We start from the raw sequence: 20,960 nt of genomic DNA on the forward strand, positions 1-20,960 counted from the left end.
GAACGGACGCTGAACACGCCTGAACGCACTGTCAGCGATCGCACTGTCAGCGATCCAGGGTGGGGGCAGCCCCGCGCCCCTACGGGACGCTGACCAATGTCACCGTGAACCTCGCCCCGCCCAGCACCGGCGCCGTGTCCACCGCCACTGTTCCCCCGTGCGCGGCCACCAGCTCCGCCACGATCGCCAGGCCCAGCCCCGCTCCACCCTCTCCCCTGGCGCGGGCCTCGTCCAGGCGTACGAAACGTTCGAAGATCCGCCCGCGCTCCCCCTCCGGCACCCCGGGCCCGTCGTCGTCCACGTCCAGGCGTACGGCTCCGCCGACGGTTCCGAGTGCCAGGGCGACCCGGGAGCGGGCGTGGCGGGCCGCGTTCTCGCCGAGGTTGCGCACCACTCGGCGCAGCGCGTCCGCGTCGCCCAGGACCCGCCCCGCCGACACCCCGCCGCTGTCGACACGCAGCCGACCACCTCGCTGCCGCAACCGCCGGGCCTCCTCGAAGACCAGGTCGTCGAGGTCGACGGGGCGCCGCCGCGGCCGGATCGCGTTCTCGTCGGCGTGGGCGAGCAGCAGCAGGTCGTCCACGAGGCGCTGCATGCGTACGGCCTCGTCGAGCACCGTCCCGGCCAACGTCCCCGCGTCCGCGCGCCCCGGATGGGCGAGGGCCACCTCGGCGTGCTGCCGGACCGTGGCGACGGGCGAGCGCAGTTCGTGGGAGGCGTCCGAGACGAAGCGCCGCTGCGCCGCCTCGGCGCGTGCGACCCGCCTCAGCGTCCGCCCCACGGCCATCCAGGTCGCGGAGGCCGCCAGGACCAGCAGCGCCGGCAGGCCGACGAGCAGCATCCGCGTGACCGTCGACGTGGCCTCGGCGACCCCGGCGGGCGTACGGCCGTCCAGGACGGTCAGCCGCCGCTCGCCGTCCCGCGCCCCGACCGCCACCACCAGGAACGGGTCCTCGTCGAGCGGGGTGTCGACCTCGGTGCTGCCGCCGGGCCGCAGCCGGGCCAGCGCCGGCAGTCCCTCGACGTTCGGGCTCGCCGCGACGACGGTCCCCTCCGCGTCGACGACCTGCAGGAACTCCTCGTCCGGGTCGGCAACGCGCACTGCAGGCACCCCCCGGCCCGCCTCGATCACCCGAGCCACTTCCCGGGCACGGGACCGCGCGGCATCCCGTACGTCGTTGCTCAGCTCGGCCCGCAGCCCCAGCACCAGTGCGGCACCCCCGGCAACCAGTGCCAGGGCGACGGCCAGTACGGCTATGAGGGTGGTCCGCACCCGAACGGCCCGCAACCGCGCCCCGCCCCCACGGCCGGCCCGCTCACCCGTCATCCGGCACCAGCCGATAACCGTGCCCCCGCAGCGTCCGCAGCGACTCCCGCCCGAAGGGGCGGTCGACCTTGTTGCGCAGCCGCCGCACGTACACCTCGACGATGTTCGGATCGCCCTCGAAGTCGCCGCCCCACACGTGGTCGAGGATCGTCCGCTTGGTCACGGCCTCGCCCGCCCGCCGCATCAAGAACTCCAGTACGGCCAGCTCCCGTGCGGTGACCTCGACTTGGCGCTCGGCTCGGGTGACCGTGCGCGCGGCCGGGTCCAGGCGCAGGTCGCCCACCGCAAGCACGGCGGGCCGCTGGCGCGTCTCGCGCCGCAGCAGCACCCGCAGCCGGGCGAGCAGCACCGCGTACGACACAGGCTTGGTGAGGTAGTCGTCGGCGCCGGTGTCGAGGCCCTCGATCTCGTCCCACTCGCCCTCCTTGGCGGTGAGCATGAGGATCGGCGTCCAGTCACCCTCACCGCGCAGCGCCCGGCAGACCCGGTAGCCGTTGAGGCGCGGCAGCATGATGTCGAGGACGATCGCGTCGTACGCGTTCTCACGCGCCATCCACAGCCCGTCGACCCCGTCGAGCGCGACGTCCACGGCGAAGCCTTCGGCCTCCAGCCCGTCCCTGAGCCCGGCCGCGAACCGCTCCTCGTCCTCGACGACCAGCACCCGCATGCGGCTCACCCTACGTGAGCACCCGGCGGTGACAAGCCGAAGAGGTCGCGCGGGGAGCGGCTTAACAAAGAGATCCGCCGACGCAGGGACGTGGCCGGAATCTGCCCCGACCGCACCGCCCTGATCCGCCTCGTCCGCGCGGTGCTGGCCGAGCAGAACGACGAGTGGACCGAGGCCCAGAGCTACATGGGCACCGAACTCCTCGCCAACAAGGACCTTCTCCACTCCGGTCGACCGTCTGCAGTCACTACGCGCTGTGTGACCCGACACAGGGCCGTTTTCTGTTCGGGCCGTTTCCGGACAGGCCAGCATGCTCGCCGACGCCACGATCACTGAGCGGCAGAGGCGACCACCATCCTCCGGCGCATCGAACCCTCAATACCGGGATCCCCGATCCGCCACAACATCAGCACCACCCGCCGCCCCACCACTGGCAGCGCCAAGACGAACCAGCACCCGCTACACCCGGTGCGCGCGGTACCCGCCCGGACGCACTGCAGACGACGGCCCACAGCCAGCGAATGAGAAGTGGCCCGGCCTGGATCCCACACAAGCGACATCGCGCCGCCGTCTTGGTCCCTGTCTGGTCCCTGGACCTTGACTTCGAGCCCCGGGCCAGCAGCCCCAGAGGCCGACAACAAGCTTGATTACCTGTTCCGCCGCAGGTCAGAGGCGTGAAGGAACGTCCGAAAAGCACGGGACCCACGACATTCCAAACTCGCGAGCAGCGGATTCAGTCCGTTCAGGCAAAGTTGACGCTCCGCCAGCCAAAGAAGAGCGTTTTCGCAGGTCAGAGACCTTCGGAAGTGGGGCGGGTGGGACTCGAACCCACGGCCGACGGATTATGAGTCCTTTGGGGATCTTGGCGGCCCTTGCCGATCAGTGTCGATTAAAGGCGTTCTTGCAGGTGAGGCGTGTGCACCTGTGTCGGCCTTGGGCAGTCCTTGTCGGTTGGTTCCTGTCCTTGCGGTCCCTCCGTGGTCCCTGCCGCCCTCCTGAGAGACCTGCCCGATACGGAATCCGCAGCCGGGGGCCAGAACCGAGACTTTCAGCAGCCTTCAGGGCCATGTGGCCTGCCTTCCGTCAACCGACGCGGTTGATCGGCGGGCAGTGCCACCGCGCGTCGACGACCTCGGGGCGCGGGAGGTACATGCGCAGCGCGACGTACCAGATGCCCTGCTGCGGCGTCGGCAGCCAGTTGGACTCCCGCTCGGACCCCGGTGAGTCCGGCTGCAGGTAGAGATGCAAGCCCCCGTCATCGTCCCTGATGAGCCCCCGGGTGCGGTCTCCGATGGAGTACCTGTTGATCGGATTCGGGATCAGGTTCCGGTCCTCGTCGTAGGCGGTCAGCGACCAGAACGCGTCGACCGGAGGCAACATCCCCGCCTCGTAGTGCAACTCGTAGCGGCCGGTGCCCAGCGTCTCACCGGCGCCGTCGGTGAAGGCCGCCATATAGACCGCTTCCTCGGGATCGTTGATGGCGATCCCCACCAGGGACTGCTCCGCGGCCCGCCTGAGGAAGTCGTCCCCGAAGTGCCCGATCTGCGGGGGAGGGTACCGCCAGCCGTTGATCAGCTCGCCCCACTGCCCGCTGAGTATCTGCTGTTCGAGCATGGGCACGGCGGTGGCGGCGGCCCGGATCAGACCCTCCTTGACCGGCTCCGGTTGTGCCTCGACATCCAGCCCCGGGCCGATGCCGATCTCCGCGAACTGCCGGAGCAGGACATCGTGGTGCTTCGGCAGAGGGTTCTCGGCCAGCGCCGCGTTGAGCGTCTTCCACGGCCCGAGCGGATCCTTGGCGGGGTCGACCGGTACCGGTACGTCGCGGCGTTCCGGGAGCGTGGCGCCCTCCTGACCGAACAGGTGAAGCGGCGTCAACCGGTACTGCTGCTGCAGCGCGTGGACGGCCGGGAGGTCGTCCACGCCCTCAACGAGGGTCCGTCCGACCACCAGGACCCACGGGGTGGGGGCGGTCGCCGTGCGGCGCACGCCCTCCGGGAGGTCCCCGCTCCAGCCCGGGCCGATGAGGGCGAAGTCACCGGCCTCCGATCCGGTCGCCCGCATGCCCACGTAGTCGTAGTTGTCGGAGGTGAAGGCGACCAGTTCGAAGGTGAAGTAGCGGTCGCCCATGTCCGGGTGCGAGAGGACGAGGGGCTCCTCGCGCAGGTCCACCCATGCCCAGGAGTACAGCGTGTCGTTGTTGGGGGACACGCCCTCCCGATCCGAGGCGTCCCAGACCCTGGTCGCATGCCAGAAGTGGTTGACGGCGGCGTAGGGCGTCGTTTCCGTCTCGGGCTTCTGGGTCACCCAACGGTGGCGGAGCTCGGCGTTGTACATGTAGGGGAAGCCGTAGATGAAGGCCTGCTCTCCCAGCGTGTACGCGTACTCGCGGCGCCAGTCGTCCACCCGGCCGGTCAGCGTCGGCTTCACCGATCGCCATGCCACGGGCAGTGCCCGCGTCACCTTCCTGGCGCGGCCGATGGTGTCCCTCGGGTGACGTACGGCCGCCGCAGTGGCCTTTCCGGTGGAGGCCGCCGCCTGGCCGATGCCGGCTGCCGCCGCGGCAAGATCGTGGCGCAGACGTTGCCTGGAATAGTTGCTGTCGGCTGAGGATGCCATCACCGCGTTCCTCTCCTGAGACTGACCAGCACAGCCTGCAGCCACCACGCGAACTCAGCACACGAACTGGGGAAACCGGCGACCGTCGGCGACGTATCCCGGCTCCTCCCGGTGCGCCACGCGGCGGCGTCTGCGCCATGCTTGGTGGGGTTACCGGGCCGGGTGCTCCAACACGCACCTGCTCTTCGAGTACATCAGCGCGTCCCTACCCCGGCAACCTGGCTCGCAGGTCACGACGGTCCCCATCCGTCATTCAGCGCGTTCACGGCGTCGGTCACCGTTGTGTGGAGGCGATCCGGGCTGAGGGTCGCGTGCAGGGGGCGCCGGGACAGCGAGCGCGTGGGGCCGGCCCGGACCCGAGCCACATGAAGCTCGACTCCCTGATGGTCGAGGTCCGCGGCGAGGTCCGCCAGGGTGTCCAGGACGGGCAGGCCGAGCCGGTAGCTCGCCGTCAGGTCCACCACTACGGCACGGGGCGGGCGGTCGGATGCCGCTACCAGCTCCTTCACGGCCGTGCGGACGCGATTGACGTTGCCGAAGAAGAGCGCCCCGTCCGGCCGGGCCACGAGGATTCCCGGTGCGGCCACGGCTCGTGGGTGCTCCTGCAGGTCGCCCCACACGGCCGTGCCGGGCAGCAGCCCCAGGGCCGCCACACGCGGGGTGCTGGAATAGGCGATGAACAGCAGCAGCGACATCAATACCGCGAGCAGCAGCCCGGGCAGCAGATCGAAGACCAGAACACCGATCAGGGCGGTCAGAGCGATCCAGAGGCTGGGCCGGTCGTGCGTGGCGTAGCGGCGCATTTCCCCGACACGCAGGAAGCCCTTCACGGCCACGATCACGATCGCCCCGAGCACCGCCTCGGGCAGTGGGGTGAACAACGAGGTCAGGAAGGCCCCGGTGAACAGCACCAGCACTGCCGCGACCAGGGAGACCATCGGGCTGCGGCCGCCCGCGCCCTCGGCGGCGGCGCTGCGCGACGCGCTGCCGGAGACCACGAAGCCGCGGAAGAAGCCCACCGCGAGGTTGACCGCGCCCACCGCGACCATCTCACGGTCGGCCTTCACCTCGTCGCCGTGGAGGCGGGCGAAGCGGCCGGCGATGCTGTAGGACTCGGCGAAGACGACCAGCGCCACCCCGAGGGAACCGCCGACGAGCTCGGCCCAGTCGGCGGACGTGATATCGGGCAGGTGAGGGACCGGCACGGCCGCCGGGATCCTACCCACCGTCTCCACGCCGTGGGCGTGCAGGTTGAAGGCCTGGGAGAAGATCAGGCCGGCGGCCAGCACGATCAGCGAGGCCGGCAGCCGCGGCAGGAGGCGCTCCAGCAGCAGCAGCGAGGCCACCGCGGCCACGCCGACGGTGATCGTGGTCCACGACCAGTCGCCCGCCTGGCTCACCAGCTTCGCCAGGCGTTGGAAGAAGTCCCCCTCCCCGCTGGAGACACCGAGGATCTTCCCCGTCTGCCGCACCATGATCGTCAACGCCATGCCGAAGAGGAAGCCGACCAGGGCGGGCTCCGCCAGAAAGTTGGTCAGGAACCCCAGCCGGGCCGCTCCGGCTGCCACCAGCACCGCGCCCACGATCACCGCCAGCGCCGCTGACAACCCGACGATGGCGCCCGGGTCACTGCTGACGCCCTTGACGGTGGACGCCGACAGCACGGCCGCGGCCGACGTCGCCCCCACGATCAGAAAGCGCGAACCCCCCAGCAACGCGTAGCCCGCGAGAGCGATCGGAGCAGCGTAGAACGCGTTCTGCGGAGGGACTCCGGCGATCTCCGCATACGCCACCGACTCCGGCACGATCAACGCCCACACCGTCAGGCCGGCGAGTAGGTCACCGCGCAGCAACTCCCGCCGGTAGCCGCGTACCCAGTCGGCCACCGGCAAGGCGGAGAAGCGGCGTCGGCCGGTCAGCCGACGCGGCGGACCGGCGGGCACTGCCAGCGCGCGTCGATGACTTCGGGGCGTGGGAGGTACATGCGCAGCGCGACGAACCAGATGCCCTCTTGCGGTGTGGGCAACCAGTTGTTCTCCCGGTCGGAGCCCGGTGAGTCGGGCTGCAGATGGAGGGTCAGGCTGCCGTCCGGCTCGGTGACCAGTCCGCGGGTGCGGTCTCCGATGGAGTAGCGGTCGATCGGGCTGGCGATCAGGTTCCTGGTCTCGTCATAGGCGGTCAGGGACCAGAAAGCGTCGACGGGGGGCAGCGACCCAGCCCCGAAGCGGATCTCATAACGGCCCGTCGACAGTTTCTCGCCCTCCGCGTCGTCGAAGGCGACGAGGTACACCGTCTCCTCGAGATCGTTCGCGGCGACACCGAACAGGGCCTGCTCCGCGGCCCGCTTGACGAAGTCGTCGCCGAAATGACCCATCTCCGGCGGCGGGTAACGCCAGCCGTTGATCAGTTTGGCCCAGTCTCCGCTGAGCAGTTGCTCCTGCAGCATGGGCAGGCCGGCAGCGGCGGCGGCGATCAGTCCCTGCTGGACGGATTCGGGCTGCTCCTGCACATCGAGGCCGGCGCCCACGCCGATCTCCGCGAACTGCCTGAGCAGGATCTCATGGCGCTCCGGAGGAGGGTTCTCGGCCAGCATCGCGTTCAGCGTCTTCCACGGCGCGAGCGGATCCTGCTCCTGATCGACGGGCTCCAGCACGTCACGGCGCTCCGGCACGACGACGCCCTGCTTTCCGAACAGGTGGAGCGGCGTCAGCCGGTACCGGTCCTGCAGCGCGTGCACAGCGGGCAGATCGTGCTCACCGTCGACCAAAGTGCGGCCGAGCACCAGGATCCACGGGCTGGGGGCGGTCGCCGTACGACGCACTCCCGCAGGGAGTTCTCCTTCCCATCCCGGACCCACGAGGGCGAAGTCGCCGGCGTGCGGCCCCGTGGCACGCCGACCGACGTAGGCGTAGTTGTCCGAGGTGATCCCGACGAGTTCGAAGGTGAAGTAGCGGTCGCCCATCTCCGGGTGCGAGAGGATGACGGGCTCCGTGCTCAGGTCGACCCAGGCGCACGAGTAGAGGGTGTCGTTGTTGGGCGCCAGACCTTCCCGGTCGGAGGCGTCGAAGAGCGTCCGGGCATGCCAGAAGTGGCCGACGGCGGAGTGCATCCTCATCTTCGGGTCGGCCGGCTCGGTCACCCACCCGTGGCGCAGCTCGGCATTGTAGATGTAGGGGAAGCCGTAGACGAAGGCCTGCTCCCCCAGTGTGTAGGCGTATTCGCGACGCCAGTCGCCGACCGCTTGCGGCGCGGGGCTCGAACCTGCGGAAGCCATCACCGCGCTCCTCTCTGTGACTCAGTCTGTGACTCAGTCTGTGACTCAGCGGCACGCGATACGGCCGCCCTCGGGGCCGGGCCGACGAGGCACCTCTGGCTCTCCGTGGGAGACGGCCACTCTCACCCGCCGTACCGCATCGGATACGAAGCAGGACGATTCATGCGAGTTGGGCCTACTTCGAGTAGATCACCGCAGCCACAGCCCGGCAACAGCACGTGATTGCGGCCGGATCTGTCCGGCAGCCTCGCGGACGTCGGGGTCGGCGTCGGCGGACCGGGCAGCGCGAGCAGGGTCTTGCGGGTGATCCGGGCCTCCTCGACCCCCCGGTCGAACTCCTCGAGCTGCGCCGTCAGTTCCGGATTGCTCCCCTGTTCGCTTCGGCCTGCGCGGCGATCTCACTCGCCCACTCCTCCAGGTGCGCCGGCACCGCGCCCAGGATCAGCTCGCCGCCGCTCGTGCGCCGCGTCGGGCGGGAGTGGCGGTGGCGGTCAGCGCCCTGGCCGTCCGGTCGCTCATGGCCCGGTACACCCTCGAGTCCTCCGAAGCGGGCCGGCGCTCCTGGTCACGTACGACTGACCCTCCTGGTCCGAACAGGTGTCGAGCCGCGTGCGCAGGCCCGGGGAGGACGGGCTGGAAGCGGTGGCCCGGTTACGGTCGGTCGGTGAGCGGTCGGCGCCGACCGACGTACGGGAGGAACTGCTGTGCCGACTGCGGAGCCCCGGTCCATTGTCGCGATCCTCCCGATCATCTCGGGACTCTCCCTCGCTTTCACGATCACGGCCATCGACCCGCTGGTCCTCAGCCTGAACATGCCGCAGGTCAGCCGGGCGCTCCACGTGCCGCCCGACGTCATCGGATTCCTGGGAGGCGCTGCGACGCTGGTCATGGCCGCCGCCGTGCTCGCCGTGGGCAGTCTCGGGGACACCTTCGGCCTCAAGCGGCTGCTGACGCTGGGGCTGGTCGGCGACATCATCGTCAACCTGCTCTCCGCGATCTCCCCCGGCTACACGTTCCTACTGGTGACGCGCCTCCTCGACGGCCTGGCGCTGGCCGCGATCCTGGGCGTGTCGATGGCCCTGCTCAAGGTGTCGGTGCCGGCGGAGAGACGGCCGGCTGCCATCGGCATCTTCATGGCCATCGACATGGTGCTGTGCGGGGTGACCCCCGCGATCGGGGGCTGGGTGGTGGAGGCCGTCGGCTGGCGTTGGCTGTTCCTTCTCGCCCCGCTGCTGTCGCTGATCGCGCTCGGGCTGACGGCCCGTTACGTCACCGAGCCCCCCGTCCAGAAGCGCCGCGGAGTCGACGTCGTCGGCGTCAGCCTGGTCGGCGTCGCGCTGCTGGCCCTCGTGCACGGCGTCGCCGAAGCGGAGAACGGGATCTCCCAGCTCCAGGCCTGGCTGCCGCTGGTGATCAGTGCGGTCGCCGGCGTGCTGTTCGTGCTCCGTGAACGCCGGACACCGGAACCGGTCCTGGACCTGTCGCTGTTCCGCAGCGGTCCGTTCGCCGTGGCCGCGCTGGCCAGCCTGACGCTCAACTTCCTCGTCGCGGGGTTCAGTTTCGCCCTCGGGCAGTTCGGCAGCGTGATCCTCTCACTGTCCCCGCGCACGATCGGCCTGCTGTTCCTGCCCGGCACACTGGCGATCGCAGTCGCCGTCATCCTCGCCGGGCGCCTGATCGGGAAGTACACCCCCCGGCCGGTCCTCATCACCGGCCTGCTGGTGATGACCGCGGGCGGGCTGCTGATGGCGGCCACCGCTACGCCCACGATGGCGCTGTGGATCGTCGTACTGGCCACCTGGCTCACCAACCTCGGCTCGCTGGTGACCTCCTCCGCGGTGGCCGAGACCATCCTTTCGCACGCCCCGCCCGGAAAGTCCGGCGCCGTGGCCTCCGTCCAGCCGGCATTCGGAATGACGGGCTACGCGCTCGGCCCCGCCGTCTACCTCCTGCTGCTCAACCTCTTCTTCCAGCGGCAGTGGCTCAACGACGCCGACGCGCGCGGTGTGTCGGTGGCCGAGGCCGAACAGGCCGTGGACGCGACGCGAAGCGCGATGGCGCACAGTCCGGGCACCGCCGGATACGACCCGAGCCTGCTCCGGCAGTCCGGACTGGATCTCGGGCTGGACTTCACCAACGGCCTGCGGCTCACCATGCTGGTCGTGAGCCTCCTGCCACTCGCCCTGGCTGTAGCGGCGTACCTGCTCATGCCCCGCCGGACTCGGACCGCGCAGTAGGAGGCGTCCGGTCACCAGGCGTCAGGGCATCAGGCCGTCAGGCCGTCAGACCGTCAGACCGTCAGACCGTCAGACCGTCAGACCGTCAGGCCGTCAGACCGTCAGGCAGGGCATGTGGGAGCGAGCCGAGCTAACGGCGCGCGGTCCACTTCTGCTCGGCGCCACACACGTCCACGTGGGACCCGTCTGCGGCGGGCGCTGCGTCCGCATAAGTGTCATGTGGCTCCCGGCGATCCGGCCGCGGACGGGAACGGACCACGAGGTGCTCCCACCGCTGATACTCAAGACCGAGGCCAACCCCAAGGGCCTGCCCGTCGAGGACTTCGACGCGATCCGCGCCGGCGTCGCCGCCGACCGGTCGCAGTTCTACCACGGGAGCCCTGGACTGCATCGAGGCCTTCGCCGCGACGCACTTCGCCGAGAACCTGAAGATCGACATCCCGGTGCTGGTGGCGCACGGAGACGACGACCGGATCGTCCCCATCGTGGCCGCCGACCACGAGTCGATCAAGTCCCACCCAACGGCACTCTCAAGGCCCACGCCAGTGCCCCGCACGATCTGATCGGGGCTGACAGCCCCGGCAGGAGCGGCCTGTGTGCGCGTAGATGTCGCAATCCGCACCGAGCCAGAAGGCCCCAGGCCCTCACCCATTTCAAGATCAGTCAGCCGTGAGCCCTGTCACCGTCCGCAACCTCCCCTGACATAACAGCCAGCCGTCCCACAGCGAATGCACGGTCGGACGCGGCAAGTCAGCATGGAAAGAAAGAGACGTTCCCGAGTGGAGGTTCCCATGACTGACAACGAAACTTTTGTCCGCGATCTCTTCCGGGCGTGGAACGACCGGGATTACGACTCCATCGCCGGGTCCGTCGCTCCGGACTGCACCCTCATCGAGGAGGGCAGCGGAAGGACGCTGCAGGGTCCGGAGGGCTTCACCCAGCTCGCGAAGGCCATGTTCGACGCGATGCCCGACGGTAAGTTCACCCTCGACCACCTCACGTCGCAGGGGGACACGGTGGTCGTCGAGTACACGGGCAGCGGGACGCAGACCGGGGACCTGGTCCTGCACGCGGGCACTGTGCCCGCCACGGGGCGTCACGTCACGGTGCACGCGTGCGACGTCTACGAAGTCAAGGACAACAAGATCAAGGAAGGCCGCGCCTATCTGGACACCGGCGCCATCATGAGCCAGCTGGGTCTGACCGAGCAGCTGCAGGGCTGACCGGAAGAAGCCCCACCGAGGGTCCACGACCGGGGCGACGGGGGCTTCGGCCCGCCGTGGCCACCGCCGCCTAACCGCAGTCGCCGGTCCGCCTCACTGCCCGTACCGGGACCCGTGTGCCGGATCTCCGCGCGGGACGTGGCCAGCCGGAGTTCCCAGGGCACCCGGTTCGGCCTCGGACTTCTCGGGGCGCGGCTCGCACACGGCGTCGGCCTGGACGTCGCCGGGACAGAGCCGCCCGCACTCGACGTACTCCTGCGAAGTGGCGGCCCGCGGTCTTGCGCGGGGACCGCCCGGCGAACTGGTCAGCCTTGCGCTGCACACGCTGCTCGACGCACGCCCGGCACGGCTCGCTGGGTGTCGACCATGAACCCGTCTTCGCAGGACGGGACCGGGTAGCACGGAGTGGGGGCGATCTCAGGTCCAGGATGGTGCCGATCGGTGAACGCGCCCCCCCGCCATACAGCTCGGGCTCGAAGCCGTACGCCGTCCGTCGGCGGGCGAGCCGGTCGACGAGCCGGTCGACGGTGCTGGAGTCGAGGGCGGCAGGACCGCCGGACGGTTCCGCTTCGGGATGTGTCCGTACGGCCGCAGCGAGAGCAGGACCGGCGGGACACAGCTTCGACGGGCGCGGACGGCGGCGGCCGGCTCTGGGGTCAGCTTTCGGCCCCACCCCGCTGGGTGGGAACGCCTGTGCTGCGGAGCGGCTGAACAAGGAGATCCGCCGCCGCACCGACGTGGTCAGGATCTTCCACCCCCGCGCCCCCTGATCCGCTTGGTCGGCGCGGTCCTGGCGGATCAGAACGTATCTGCGCCGCCTCCGGTGCATGCCCAGTACTCGACCAGCCGTGCCACGGGTGGCAGCCCCATGCCCGCGCAGCAGGCGAAAGAGAAAACGATCAGCGCCAGGGCCCCGCCAGCGCGGGCACGTCGGCGCCGCCTTGGTCCCTGTCTGGTTCCTGAACCTTCGTTCCGAGCTGGAAAGCAGCCGCCCCGGAAGCCGGTGACAACCTTGACCGCCCACTCCGCCGCAGGTCAGATGGGGTCGGAACCTTCCGAGCGGCGCGACGTGCGCGCGGTTCCAACGACGCGCGCAGCGGATTCTTTCCGTTGAGGCGGAGTTGACGCTCCAACACCTCACGAGGAACGTTTCCGCAGGTCATACGACGTTAAAGGTGGGGCGGGTGGGACTCGAACCCACGGCCGACGGATTATGAGTCCGCTGCCAGGCCATCGCGCCACCTGCCGGATAATGCCGCTCCGTGTCGGCCAGTGCCGAACTGTGCAGGTCACAAGCCTATCCGGCACACCACCGCCGACGCGCAACTGTCGGGTACTTCCGCGTACTTCCGGGCCCTTCCGGGACGTTCGGGCGAGCACGGGGCGAGCAGAGAGGCCCCGCCACCTGCAACGATGACGAGACCTGGGAACGCGCTCGCCCGGAACTCTACTCACTCCCCTCGCTCTCGTCGTCGGCCTGGTCGTCTTCCTCGGCCGGCTCCTCCGTCTCGGGCGGAACGGCTTCAGGGGACCGGCGAGCACGGGGCACCAGGCCCGCCGCCTTCTCAGCGATGTCCCGGTCGACGTCCTCCAGCAGCTCGGTGTACGTGTCGCCCGTGAGCTGGATCGTGGAGTGCCGCAGCACCTTCTTCACCGCGAAGATGTCACCCCCGCCCGCATGCGTGAGCGTCGCCGCCAGGTGCCGGAGATCCCGAAGGTTGACCGGCGGCAGCCCCGCCCGCTTGTAGATCCGCCGGAACTCGTCAGACACCTTTTCCGGGTGGAGCCATGTCCCGTCGGGCTCGGTCCACACCTTGCCCGTGTCCACCCAGTCGGCGACGTCCTTACCCTTCGCGCGCTCCTGCGCGGCGTGCCGATTCCACGCGTCCCGCTCGGCGAGCTGAAGCGCGCGCCGCTCGCGCAGCACGCCGATGTTGAGGGAGTCGAGGCCGATCGTCGACGTCGACTCCTCCGTCTTCAAGTCGTCCTCGAAGACCTCCCAATTGTCGACGACGAGCGCTCGCGACGGGGTGATCAGGCCGGCGTCCAGGTCGATGTTCGTCCACTCGATCCCGACGCCCTCGCCACGGCGCAGGCCACGGAAGGCGATCAGGTGGAAGAACGAGTACAGGCGCGAACTCTCCGCCTCGTCGAGGAACACACCGAGTTGCTGCGGCGTCCACACCATGACGAGAGACGGCTTCTCACCCGTGCGCTCCCAGTGCGCGACGTTCGGCAGCGTCCACAGCTTGGCCTTCGGTCTCTTGCCCGACTCCAGCTCCACCCACTCAGCCGGGTTGAAGGTGATGAGCTGCTTCCTGATCGCCGCATTCAGCGCGGCCCGTAACGTCGCCCGGATCCGCTGCTTCGTCGCCGGACCCGTGATGAGCCCGTACGGCGGCATCGCGGCCAGCTTCTCGCGCTCGGCCGCCAGCAGTGCGGAGACTTCCGGGGAGGGCCGGCCGCCCTTGGTACCCGGACGCCACTTGCACCGCGCCTCCTGCTCCTTCCTCGCGGCGTTCTGGGCCCTGATGACCTCGTTACGGTCGTCGATCGCGTCGAAGAACGCCTGCACGTGGCCGATGTTCAGGCGGTCGAGCCGGTAGTGCCCAAGGCCCGGCTTCAGGTGGACGCGGATGTGGGAGACGTAGCCGCTCGTCGTCCGCCGCTTCGTCTTCTTCGCTGCGGCCCACGAGTCGAGCCAGTCCCCGATCGTCGTGTCGCTGTCGAGGACGACGCCGCCGATCAGGCGCCGCTTCACCTCAGTCGCGTCGGGGATGTCCGCGCGCTCGCTCATCACCTTGGCGAGGAGGTCACCGATCTGCGCGGCGTAGTGCTCGTCGTCGTCGATCAGGTCGAGGATGGCACGGACCTTGTCGAGGTCCTTCTGTGCGTCCTTGGCCAGGGCGTAGCCGGTCCGCCGGAACGGCCTCCGGTTGCCCTGTGAGTCGGCGGGGATCTCCTGGCGGACCTGGAAGGTCCCGTGGTTGCGCTTCGGGAGCTGCGGGCAGTCGTTACCGAGCCTCTTGTTCTCCGGGCCGCCACGGCACTCGCAGCGCTTCGATATGCCGCCAGCGCGCCGCGCTCCGGCCATGCCAACCTCCGAGGATCACCGCGCACTACGCGCGTACTTGTGCGTACCAGTGGTGTCAGCAACGTACGCCACGTGTTGTTTCGTATCAACCCATGCCGTACTGTGCGCAGTAGTGCGCAGTAACGTTTCAATGCTGAACGGGAGTGCCCGGACATGACTCATCAGGCGAGCGCCGAGAACCAGGAGCTCACCGTCGGCGACCTGCTCAACCTGCCGCCGACGACCGACGTCGAAACGGCCGGGAAGGCATTCGGGATGGGCCGCACGAAGGCATACGAGCTGGTGCGGGCCGGGAAGTTCCCGTGCAAGGTCATCCCGGCGGGACGCACCTACCGAGTCGTGACCGCTGACCTCCTCCGCATCCTCGGCATCAAAGAGAACGCCGAGCACGCCCCGGCGGCCTGACCGTCGCCCCTGTAGACCACTCCCCCACAGCGGGCCCAGCCTCCCACTCCCCCTCCGGAGGCCGGGCCCGCTGCCATGCGCAGGGGCCTCCGGCGGCGCAGCCGTCAGGCGGAGTGCAGAAACGCCGCCAGCGCCGCAGCGTGAGCCGCCATCCCCCGCTTCCAGGCTGTTGCGTCCGCGTCCGCGATCTCCCGCCACAGGGCACTGTTCGCCGTACTGAAGGCGGCTTTCGCCGCCGTGTCAGCGCCATGCCATGAGGGAAAGGTCCGCGCGAACGCGTCGGCCTCGTCCACGGTGTGCCCGGCGTCCATGAGGCGGAGGATCAGGACGGCGGGGTCGATCCAGGCAGCGCCGCGCGTCGGCCATGCCCAGTCGATGATGTGGGCCCGCTCCTTGATGAGGACGTTGTCCGGGGCGAAGTCGGTGTGCAGTAGGGAGTTCCCCGCGAAGAGGCCGACGGTCCCGGGAGGGGCGTATGAGGCCCATCGCTGTTCGGCGACCTTTATGACGATGTCGGCCGGGGCCGTGACCGCCTGGAGGTCGGTGAGCGCGGTGGCGACGAGGGGGAGGTCAGGGGAGCCGGGTGCGTAGACGGCGTGCCGCCCGGTGATGATCTCGTACCCGAGGAGGTCCCAGCCGGCGGTTTCCAGGTGCCAGTACAGGCGGGGACAGTCCTGGGGAAGGTGGGGGTTGATCCCGGCCTCACGCTGCTGTGCCGGGGCCTGCGGGTGATCGGCGGGGATGCCCTTGACGAAGACAGGGCCGCTGTCGGTGTCGAGGAGGGCGGCGATGCCGGAGTTCATCCCGCCGCCCGCGGTGCGCGCGGCCTGGACGGGCCCCGTCTTGTCGGCGATGGCCTGGCGGGCCTCGGCGGGAAGCTCGTGGAAGTGCTGGCGGAGCATGGACACGGTGGCGCGGTTCCTCGGGGCTCGGGAAAGGGGGGCTGCCCCGGCCAGCCTACGACCGGGGCAGCCACTTAGGCGGGGACTCCGCCTAGTAGGGGTTGTCGTCGCTCGCGGAGCAGTTGCACATCGTCGCCTCGGACTCCTTGTCCAGGTCGCCGATGATCTGGAACTCCTCGTCGCCGATCGGCTCGACGTTGACGGGGAGCGGCAGGGTGGCGACGGTGGCCTCGGACGGGGGCCGTCCGATGGTGATCAGCACCGGCTCGGGCCTCGTCGCGGTCGCGTCGGGTGGGGCCATGGCTACTTCCCTCCGTGTTGGCAGTACAGGGACCTATCGGCCTTCGCGTCCTGGTAGAGCTTGGCCAGCGGCCGACATGTCCAGCAGGAGCCGGACAGCTGGCAGCCGGAGCATCCACCGGTGCGAAGTTGCAGGGACTCGGCGATCCCGCCGAGTCGGGGCAGGGCCTCGATGCCCTCGGTCATCAGCCGTACGTGCGGGTCACGGGCGACCTTGCAGATCGAGGCGATGCCGTGCGGGTTGACGTGGAAGAACGTGTGACCGGCGTTGCAGCCCTGGAAGGGGCGGCGGGTGCGGAGGTAGTCCTCGGACTGGGAGGCGAGCGGGTTCGCGGCGCCGTTGATCGTCGGGGACAGGTTCGTATAGACCTGGTGCGGAAAGCCGTACCGGTCAGCGAGCGCCCGCATCGCGTCGACCTCATGCGCGTTGCGGTCGGAGACCACGACGTTCAGCTTCACCGGCAGGCCCGCCTCACGAGCGGCGGCCAGACCGCGGGTGAACCTGCCGAAGCTGCCCCGGTTCCGGGTCACCATCTCGTATGTTTCCTCGCTCGCGCCGTACACGCTCAGGGTCAGCCGGTACGGGCGATAGCGGGTGAACAGGTCGAGGACCGGCTCCTTGTGGAGCTGTGAGCCGTTGCTGGAGACGTGGACCATCATGCCGAGCTGGTTGGCGTACTCGTACGCGGCCGGGAACTGGCGGTCGACCAAGGCCTCTCCACCGGTGATCTGGAGCCACAGCACGCCGGCGTCACGGAGCAGTTCCAGTAGACGCCGCTTGCCGTCCCAGGGCAGCCCCTCGAACTTCTTCTCGCCGAGGTAGCAGAACTCACAGTCGTAGTCGCAGCCGAGGTTGATCTCCCACGAGGCACGCCCGAAGCCGTACGGCGTGGGCTCGCGGACCAGGAGCGCACCGCGCAGTTCAGTGTCCGGGACCTCCATCTGCCAGGCCTGCGAGGCCGCTTGACGTAGCCAAGGCGGGGCCGTGTTGTCCTCGGCGACGACTGTGCGCAGCTCCCGGTACCGGACTTCTGGGATGCGGATGCCGGCGGAATCGCCGGGCCTGAGGATCAGGAACTTCCCTAAGAAGGGACTAGCGATCAGGCGGTGCACGGTTCCTCCACTTCGTGGGCGGGTGTGCGGTGGCTGGGCTTGGTCAAGCGGTGATCGGGCTGTCGAGCCAGGAAGTACGCAAGGGCCTGCGTCTTGATGCGGTTCAGACAGGGCTCGCACGTGAACACCGGGGCGTGTTGCCCGTCCCACTGCAACGGCCCGAGCCAGATCACGAGCACGTCGATGCTCTGGCACCCGAGCCAGCAGTCGCCGGTGACCCAATGCCGCTCCATGGGGCGCCCCCTTCCCTACGCGACGGAGTCCGTACGGACGGGGCAGGTTTGTACGGCGGTCCCGGCGATCAGCTCGTCGAGGTCGACCACCGTGCAGTTGGTGAGGGTGGCGGCCAGCTGTGCGCCGACCGTCCACTTCCTGCGCCAGTCGTCGGTGAACACGACCTTCTTCTCGGCCAGCACCGGAAAGGGGCCGCTGCTGCGCCGATAGACCTCGCCGTACACGCCATCGATGGCGACCTGGCGAGCCCGGACAGCGACGACCTTGCCCCGCAGGTGCGGACACAGGCGCGCGGCCAACGGCGCGCACCAGAGGCACAGCGGGGGATGCGTCGTCACCTCGCGCTCGGGCCATCCCTCCACGCCCCGGTAGTCCTCCAGCAAGAACAGTCGGCCCTCCTCGTTCTCGTCCGAAGGGCCGCCGCACACCTGACACAGGAGCTTCCGCATCGCGCGCTTCTGCCGGGGCGCGTGCACCACTTCGAACTCCGCCTTTCCGTCTCCCCGACGCAGCGCCCACCGCTGCCACAGCACCCCCGACTCGTCGCGACCCTGGGCGTGTCCGTTGGCGCCGAGCGCGTCTTCGAAGGCGATGCCGTCGGTGGCGGTGATGACGGCTGGTCGCGGCAGGTGCTCGTTACTCCATGCGGCGATGTAGGGGACGGGCAGTCCCTTGTAGGTGAAGGGCAGGGGTCGGGACATATCTCTCTCGCGGTGAGGGGACGGACTTGGGTGGCGCCGACCGTGCGCTTCGGGGGAGCACGCTCGGTGGGCGCCGGTCTATGTGGTGCTCGGCGCGGTTATCGGCGGCGGGCTGGTCAACGGCCCGCCGGGGGCGCCATTCTGTTTCGCTGCCTCCGCCACGCGCTCGCGCAGAACCTGCTCCAGGCGCTGCGGGTCGGCGTGCCGGCCGGTGTCGTGCGGGAGCGTCAGCCAGTACAGGCCGGGCGGTGCGAGCCGGTCCAGACGCGGCACGCCCACGTGGTGGATGTACGGCCGGGTACCACCCAGGCATTCCACGCCTGCCGCGAGGGGGCGGGGCCATCGCTGGTCGGTGCCCGGCGGTACGAGGAAGTACAGGAACGGCCGGTACGGGTCGCAGAAGACCGAGCCGGACAGCTCCAGTTCGGCCAGTAGGCGGCGCAGGGTGTCCGGGTCGGTGTCGCGCCCGAGGTCCGGGGCGAGGACCGCGTGCGGCACGCGGACGGCGTCCCACGCGATGCCGGCGGTCAGCAGGGCCACGCCCTGGTCCGTCCACTCAGCGACGGCCGCCTGCCGGGATCTGGCAGCCTGGTACATCCACGCCTCCATCGCCGCCGTGCTGCGGCGGTCTTCCCCGCGCAGCGCCACCGGGGACAGCGGGGTCCCGGCGGGGGTCACCGCGCAGCCTCCGGTGTCGGACGCAGCCCGTTCGCAACAGCCGTGGCGGAATCGGGAGCGAGCAGGGCGGCGGTTCTCTCCTGCGGCATACCTGCTTGGGTCATCGTGGGCCTCTTCGTCGTCTCGGTGCCCGCTGGTCCCCATGTGCAGGTGGGGAGTTGAGCGGGGCCGTACACAACAGCTAACCCATCGTCACCATGCTTCGGGTATGACGAAGTTGGCCGGGCTACTCGCGCCGCGACTGACGAATTGACTCGTCCTTTACCCTCCGGGGCGGCCCGAACCTTCTACCGTGAAGCCATGGCGGAGACCCGAAACGAACCCTTAGCCGCCTGGCTCAAAGCACGCGAGATGTCCGTCGCAAAGCTGACCGACGCCGTCAATGACGCCATTCTCAAGATCACCGGTAAGCCCGGCGTCACGTCGGAACGAACCGTGTGGCGGTGGCTGTCCGGCGAGAACCAATGGCCGCAGGCACTCCAGCGCACCGCGCTGGAGATCGTCACCGGTCTCACCACCACGGACTTAGGGTTCGTGCCTCGGGGGAAAGACACGACCGTCTCACCGCCCCCAGCAGCACAACCGGAGGACCCTTCAGTGCACCGCCGCCGTTTCGTCGGGGCGGCCACCGGCACCGCCGCCGCCGCCATACCCCTCGTCAGTGCAGGCTCCCGCCCGTCCCGTGTCGGCACCTCCGACGTGATCCGGCTTCGTGACAGCGTCGAGAACCTCGTCGAGCTGGACGCGGTACGCGGCGGACACACCGCCCTCGAACGGGCTGCCCTCGCGGGCGCCTCCGAAGCCCTCGGCCTCCAGAAGCAATCCACCACGCAGCGCGTCCGCCAACGCCTGTTCGCCGTCGCCTCTGACTTCACCGCAACCGCTGCGTGGTCCATGATCGACGCCGGGCTGCTCGACAACGCCGGCCGACACCTCGACCGCGCGCTCACCCTCGCTGGCATGGCCCAGGACGCCGACATGACCATGCAGGTGTGGAACCTGCGGGCCATGCTCGCCCGGCAGCGCGGGGAGTACGCCGAAGCGGTCGCCGCCGCCCAAGCCGCGCGGGCGACGACGGTCGTCCGCCGCAGCCCCATGCACGCCTCCCTCGCCCACGCCCGGACCGCTATCGGTCTGGCTCATGCCAAGGAGCACCGGGCGGCCCTGCGCTCCCTCGGCCGCGCCGAGGACGCCATGGCCAAGGCTGACTTGTCGGCCCCGCTGCCCACCTGGATGTCCTTCTACGGGCCTGCTGAGCTGCATTCGATCACCGCCATCGTGCGGAACGTCGTCGGGCATCCGGCCGAAGCCGAGGCGGCCTCCCACCGCGCCCTCTCCGCCCTGCCCGCGACGTACCGCCGCAACCGCGCGAACGCCACAATCCACCTCGCCCTGGCCCAGCTCCATCAAGGCGATGTCGAGCAGGCAGTCACCACCGGTGGTGAGGTGTTCGAGATCATGGCGGGCGCCCCGATCCCAGGCCGGATGCGTCAGGCCCTCGGGGACTTCCAGCGCGACCTGATCACCCTGGCCCCCTCCGCGCACTTCGCGCACGAGTGGATCGACCGCTACCGGACCGAATGGAGCACCCCGTGACCACGGCAACCGTCGAACTCCGCCACTACGGGCACGACGACCTACCGCATATCCGGCAGACCCTGCTCGATGTGCACGCGGACGCGTACGCGGACGAGATGGAAGACGAGTTCAACCAGCGGTTCCCCTGGTTCGTCGACCACTGGGGCGGACACCCCGGCTTCGCGTGCGTCGTCGGCTACGACGACGGCGAACCGGTCGGCTTCGCCTACGGCGCCCCGGCCACCCCCGGCAGGGAGTGGTGGCGCGAGCACCTGGCCACGGCGCCGGCGGACGACTCGACGTTCTCCGTGTCCGAGCTGATGGTGCGCCCGAAGTGGCGCAAGACCGGCACTGCCGAGCAGCTGCACACGGCCCTCCTGGAAAGCCGACCGGAGGCCCTGGCCGTCCTCCTCGTCGACCCCGACCACCCCAAGGTGCAAGCCCTCTACGAGACGTGGCGCTACCGGAAGATCGGCAACCGCCAGCCCTTCCCAGACTCCCCGAACTTCGCCGTCATGCTCCGCGAACTCCGCTTTGCCTGATCCCCCGACATCACCATGACGGCCCGCCTCTCAACGGGGCGGGCCGACGCGAGAGGGCGGGAAGGG

Annotated in this window: 17 protein-coding genes, 1 tRNA gene and 1 pseudogene; 6 read left to right on the forward strand and 13 right to left on the reverse strand. The window is 69.6% G+C overall.

Features of this window, described 5'->3' with window-relative positions:
• Positions 1-79: 79 nt before the first annotated feature.
• Both OG272_RS15415 and OG272_RS15420 read right to left on the reverse strand, forming a co-directional pair.
• Entirely contained in the window at positions 80-1,327 is a 1,248-nt protein-coding gene (locus OG272_RS15415; protein WP_327729811.1) for a HAMP domain-containing sensor histidine kinase, read from the reverse strand.
• Positions 1,317-1,994: a response regulator transcription factor gene (locus OG272_RS15420; protein WP_327729810.1), complete on the reverse strand. Its 678-nt coding sequence runs from the start codon at positions 1,992-1,994 to the stop codon at positions 1,317-1,319. The genes OG272_RS15415 and OG272_RS15420 overlap by 11 nt, the downstream gene beginning before the upstream one ends.
• Before the next feature lie 54 nt (positions 1,995-2,048).
• On the opposite strand from OG272_RS15420, the pseudogene OG272_RS15425 reads away from it, so the two are divergent.
• Positions 2,049-2,330 (forward strand): annotated as a pseudogene (locus OG272_RS15425) (transposase); the annotation flags it as partial.
• A gap of 747 nt (positions 2,331-3,077) precedes the next feature.
• Here the strand turns inward: OG272_RS15425 and OG272_RS15430 are convergent.
• From OG272_RS15430 to OG272_RS15440, 3 genes are all read right to left on the reverse strand, one after another.
• Complete coding sequence (locus OG272_RS15430) at positions 3,078-4,613, reverse strand: DUF1254 domain-containing protein (RefSeq protein ID WP_405893641.1); 1,536 nt, start codon at positions 4,611-4,613, stop codon at positions 3,078-3,080.
• Positions 4,614-4,843: 230 nt separating this feature from the next.
• Positions 4,844-6,499 carry a SulP family inorganic anion transporter gene (locus OG272_RS15435; protein WP_405893642.1) on the reverse strand — a complete coding sequence of 552 codons (1,656 nt, stop codon included), beginning with the start codon at positions 6,497-6,499 and terminating at the stop codon, positions 4,844-4,846.
• 29 nt (positions 6,500-6,528) lie between these two features.
• Positions 6,529-7,887 carry a DUF1254 domain-containing protein gene (locus OG272_RS15440; protein ID WP_328223004.1) on the reverse strand — a complete coding sequence of 453 codons (1,359 nt, stop codon included), beginning with the start codon at positions 7,885-7,887 and terminating at the stop codon, positions 6,529-6,531.
• A gap of 704 nt (positions 7,888-8,591) precedes the next feature.
• Between OG272_RS15440 and OG272_RS15445 the strand changes: the two genes are divergently transcribed.
• Positions 8,592-10,124, forward strand: a complete 1,533-nt coding sequence (locus OG272_RS15445; RefSeq protein ID WP_328223005.1) for an MFS transporter — start codon at positions 8,592-8,594, stop codon at positions 10,122-10,124.
• A gap of 791 nt (positions 10,125-10,915) precedes the next feature.
• Positions 10,916-11,347 carry an ester cyclase gene (locus OG272_RS15450; RefSeq protein ID WP_405893643.1) on the forward strand — a complete coding sequence of 144 codons (432 nt, stop codon included), beginning with the start codon at positions 10,916-10,918 and terminating at the stop codon, positions 11,345-11,347.
• A gap of 1,176 nt (positions 11,348-12,523) precedes the next feature.
• On the opposite strand, the gene OG272_RS15455 is transcribed toward OG272_RS15450, so the two are convergent.
• Together OG272_RS15455 and xerC are read right to left on the reverse strand one after the other, a co-directional pair.
• Positions 12,524-12,590, reverse strand: a tRNA-Ile gene (locus tag OG272_RS15455).
• A gap of 204 nt (positions 12,591-12,794) precedes the next feature.
• Positions 12,795-14,441, reverse strand: coding sequence for a tyrosine recombinase XerC (xerC, locus tag OG272_RS15460; protein WP_405893645.1), 1,647 nt, complete (start codon positions 14,439-14,441; stop codon positions 12,795-12,797).
• Positions 14,442-14,594: 153 nt separating this feature from the next.
• Between xerC and OG272_RS15465 the strand changes: the two genes are divergently transcribed.
• The gene (locus OG272_RS15465; protein ID WP_405893647.1) at positions 14,595-14,846 is read left to right on the forward strand and encodes a DNA-binding protein; all 252 of its coding nucleotides are present in this window, start codon (positions 14,595-14,597) and stop codon (positions 14,844-14,846) included.
• 104 nt (positions 14,847-14,950) lie between these two features.
• Here OG272_RS15465 and OG272_RS15470 read toward each other — a convergent pair whose 3' ends face one another.
• The 6 genes from OG272_RS15470 to OG272_RS15495 form a co-directional block, all read right to left on the reverse strand.
• Positions 14,951-15,748 carry an aminoglycoside phosphotransferase gene (locus OG272_RS15470; RefSeq protein WP_405896025.1) on the reverse strand — a complete coding sequence of 266 codons (798 nt, stop codon included), beginning with the start codon at positions 15,746-15,748 and terminating at the stop codon, positions 14,951-14,953.
• A gap of 91 nt (positions 15,749-15,839) precedes the next feature.
• Positions 15,840-16,049 (reverse strand): hypothetical protein, encoded by a 210-nt coding sequence (locus OG272_RS15475; protein WP_405893649.1) that lies wholly within the window; start codon positions 16,047-16,049, stop codon positions 15,840-15,842.
• Positions 16,050-16,051: 2 nt separating this feature from the next.
• Positions 16,052-17,161 carry a radical SAM protein gene (locus tag OG272_RS15480; protein ID WP_405893651.1) on the reverse strand — a complete coding sequence of 370 codons (1,110 nt, stop codon included), beginning with the start codon at positions 17,159-17,161 and terminating at the stop codon, positions 16,052-16,054.
• Entirely contained in the window at positions 17,149-17,394 is a 246-nt protein-coding gene (locus OG272_RS15485; protein ID WP_405893652.1) for a hypothetical protein, read from the reverse strand. The genes OG272_RS15480 and OG272_RS15485 overlap by 13 nt, the downstream gene beginning before the upstream one ends.
• 15 nt (positions 17,395-17,409) lie before the next feature.
• Complete coding sequence (locus tag OG272_RS15490) at positions 17,410-18,096, reverse strand: hypothetical protein (RefSeq protein ID WP_405893654.1); 687 nt, start codon at positions 18,094-18,096, stop codon at positions 17,410-17,412.
• A gap of 78 nt (positions 18,097-18,174) precedes the next feature.
• Positions 18,175-18,774: a hypothetical protein gene (locus tag OG272_RS15495; protein ID WP_405893655.1), complete on the reverse strand. Its 600-nt coding sequence runs from the start codon at positions 18,772-18,774 to the stop codon at positions 18,175-18,177.
• A 300-nt stretch (positions 18,775-19,074) separates the two neighbouring features.
• Here OG272_RS15495 and OG272_RS15500 point away from each other — a divergent pair, with 300 nt between their 5' ends.
• Together OG272_RS15500 and OG272_RS15505 are read left to right on the forward strand one after the other, a co-directional pair.
• Complete coding sequence (locus OG272_RS15500; protein WP_405893657.1) at positions 19,075-20,370, forward strand: XRE family transcriptional regulator; 1,296 nt, start codon at positions 19,075-19,077, stop codon at positions 20,368-20,370.
• Entirely contained in the window at positions 20,355-20,894 is a 540-nt protein-coding gene (locus OG272_RS15505) for a GNAT family N-acetyltransferase (RefSeq protein WP_405893659.1), read from the forward strand. Before OG272_RS15500 ends, OG272_RS15505 begins: the two co-directional genes overlap by 16 nt.
• The last annotated feature ends 66 nt before the right edge of the window (positions 20,895-20,960 follow it).

Source organism: Streptomyces sp. NBC_00104, assembly GCF_045160825.1.
Taxonomy (GTDB): Bacteria; Actinomycetota; Actinomycetes; order Streptomycetales; family Streptomycetaceae; genus Streptomyces.

What these genes read in the sequence shown, in the direction of transcription:
- OG272_RS15415 (WP_327729811.1), bottom strand. Translation starts at nt 1,327, where the DNA reads ATGACGGGTGAGCGGGCCGGCCGTGGGGGCGGGGCGCGGTTGCGGGCC.
- OG272_RS15420 (WP_327729810.1), bottom strand. Translation starts at nt 1,994, where the DNA reads ATGCGGGTGCTGGTCGTCGAGGACGAGGAGCGGTTCGCGGCCGGGCTC.
- OG272_RS15430 (WP_405893641.1), bottom strand. Translation starts at nt 4,613, where the DNA reads ATGGCATCCTCAGCCGACAGCAACTATTCCAGGCAACGTCTGCGCCAC.
- OG272_RS15440 (WP_328223004.1), bottom strand. Translation starts at nt 7,887, where the DNA reads ATGGCTTCCGCAGGTTCGAGCCCCGCGCCGCAAGCGGTCGGCGACTGG.
- OG272_RS15450 (WP_405893643.1), top strand. Translation starts at nt 10,916, where the DNA reads ATGACTGACAACGAAACTTTTGTCCGCGATCTCTTCCGGGCGTGGAAC.
- xerC (WP_405893645.1), bottom strand. Translation starts at nt 14,441, where the DNA reads ATGGCCGGAGCGCGGCGCGCTGGCGGCATATCGAAGCGCTGCGAGTGC.
- OG272_RS15465 (WP_405893647.1), top strand. Translation starts at nt 14,595, where the DNA reads ATGACTCATCAGGCGAGCGCCGAGAACCAGGAGCTCACCGTCGGCGAC.
- OG272_RS15470 (WP_405896025.1), bottom strand. Translation starts at nt 15,748, where the DNA reads ATGCTCCGCCAGCACTTCCACGAGCTTCCCGCCGAGGCCCGCCAGGCC.
- OG272_RS15475 (WP_405893649.1), bottom strand. Translation starts at nt 16,049, where the DNA reads ATGGCCCCACCCGACGCGACCGCGACGAGGCCCGAGCCGGTGCTGATC.
- OG272_RS15485 (WP_405893652.1), bottom strand. Translation starts at nt 17,394, where the DNA reads ATGGAGCGGCATTGGGTCACCGGCGACTGCTGGCTCGGGTGCCAGAGC.
- OG272_RS15490 (WP_405893654.1), bottom strand. Translation starts at nt 18,096, where the DNA reads ATGTCCCGACCCCTGCCCTTCACCTACAAGGGACTGCCCGTCCCCTAC.
- OG272_RS15500 (WP_405893657.1), top strand. Translation starts at nt 19,075, where the DNA reads ATGGCGGAGACCCGAAACGAACCCTTAGCCGCCTGGCTCAAAGCACGC.
- OG272_RS15505 (WP_405893659.1), top strand. Translation starts at nt 20,355, where the DNA reads ATGGAGCACCCCGTGACCACGGCAACCGTCGAACTCCGCCACTACGGG.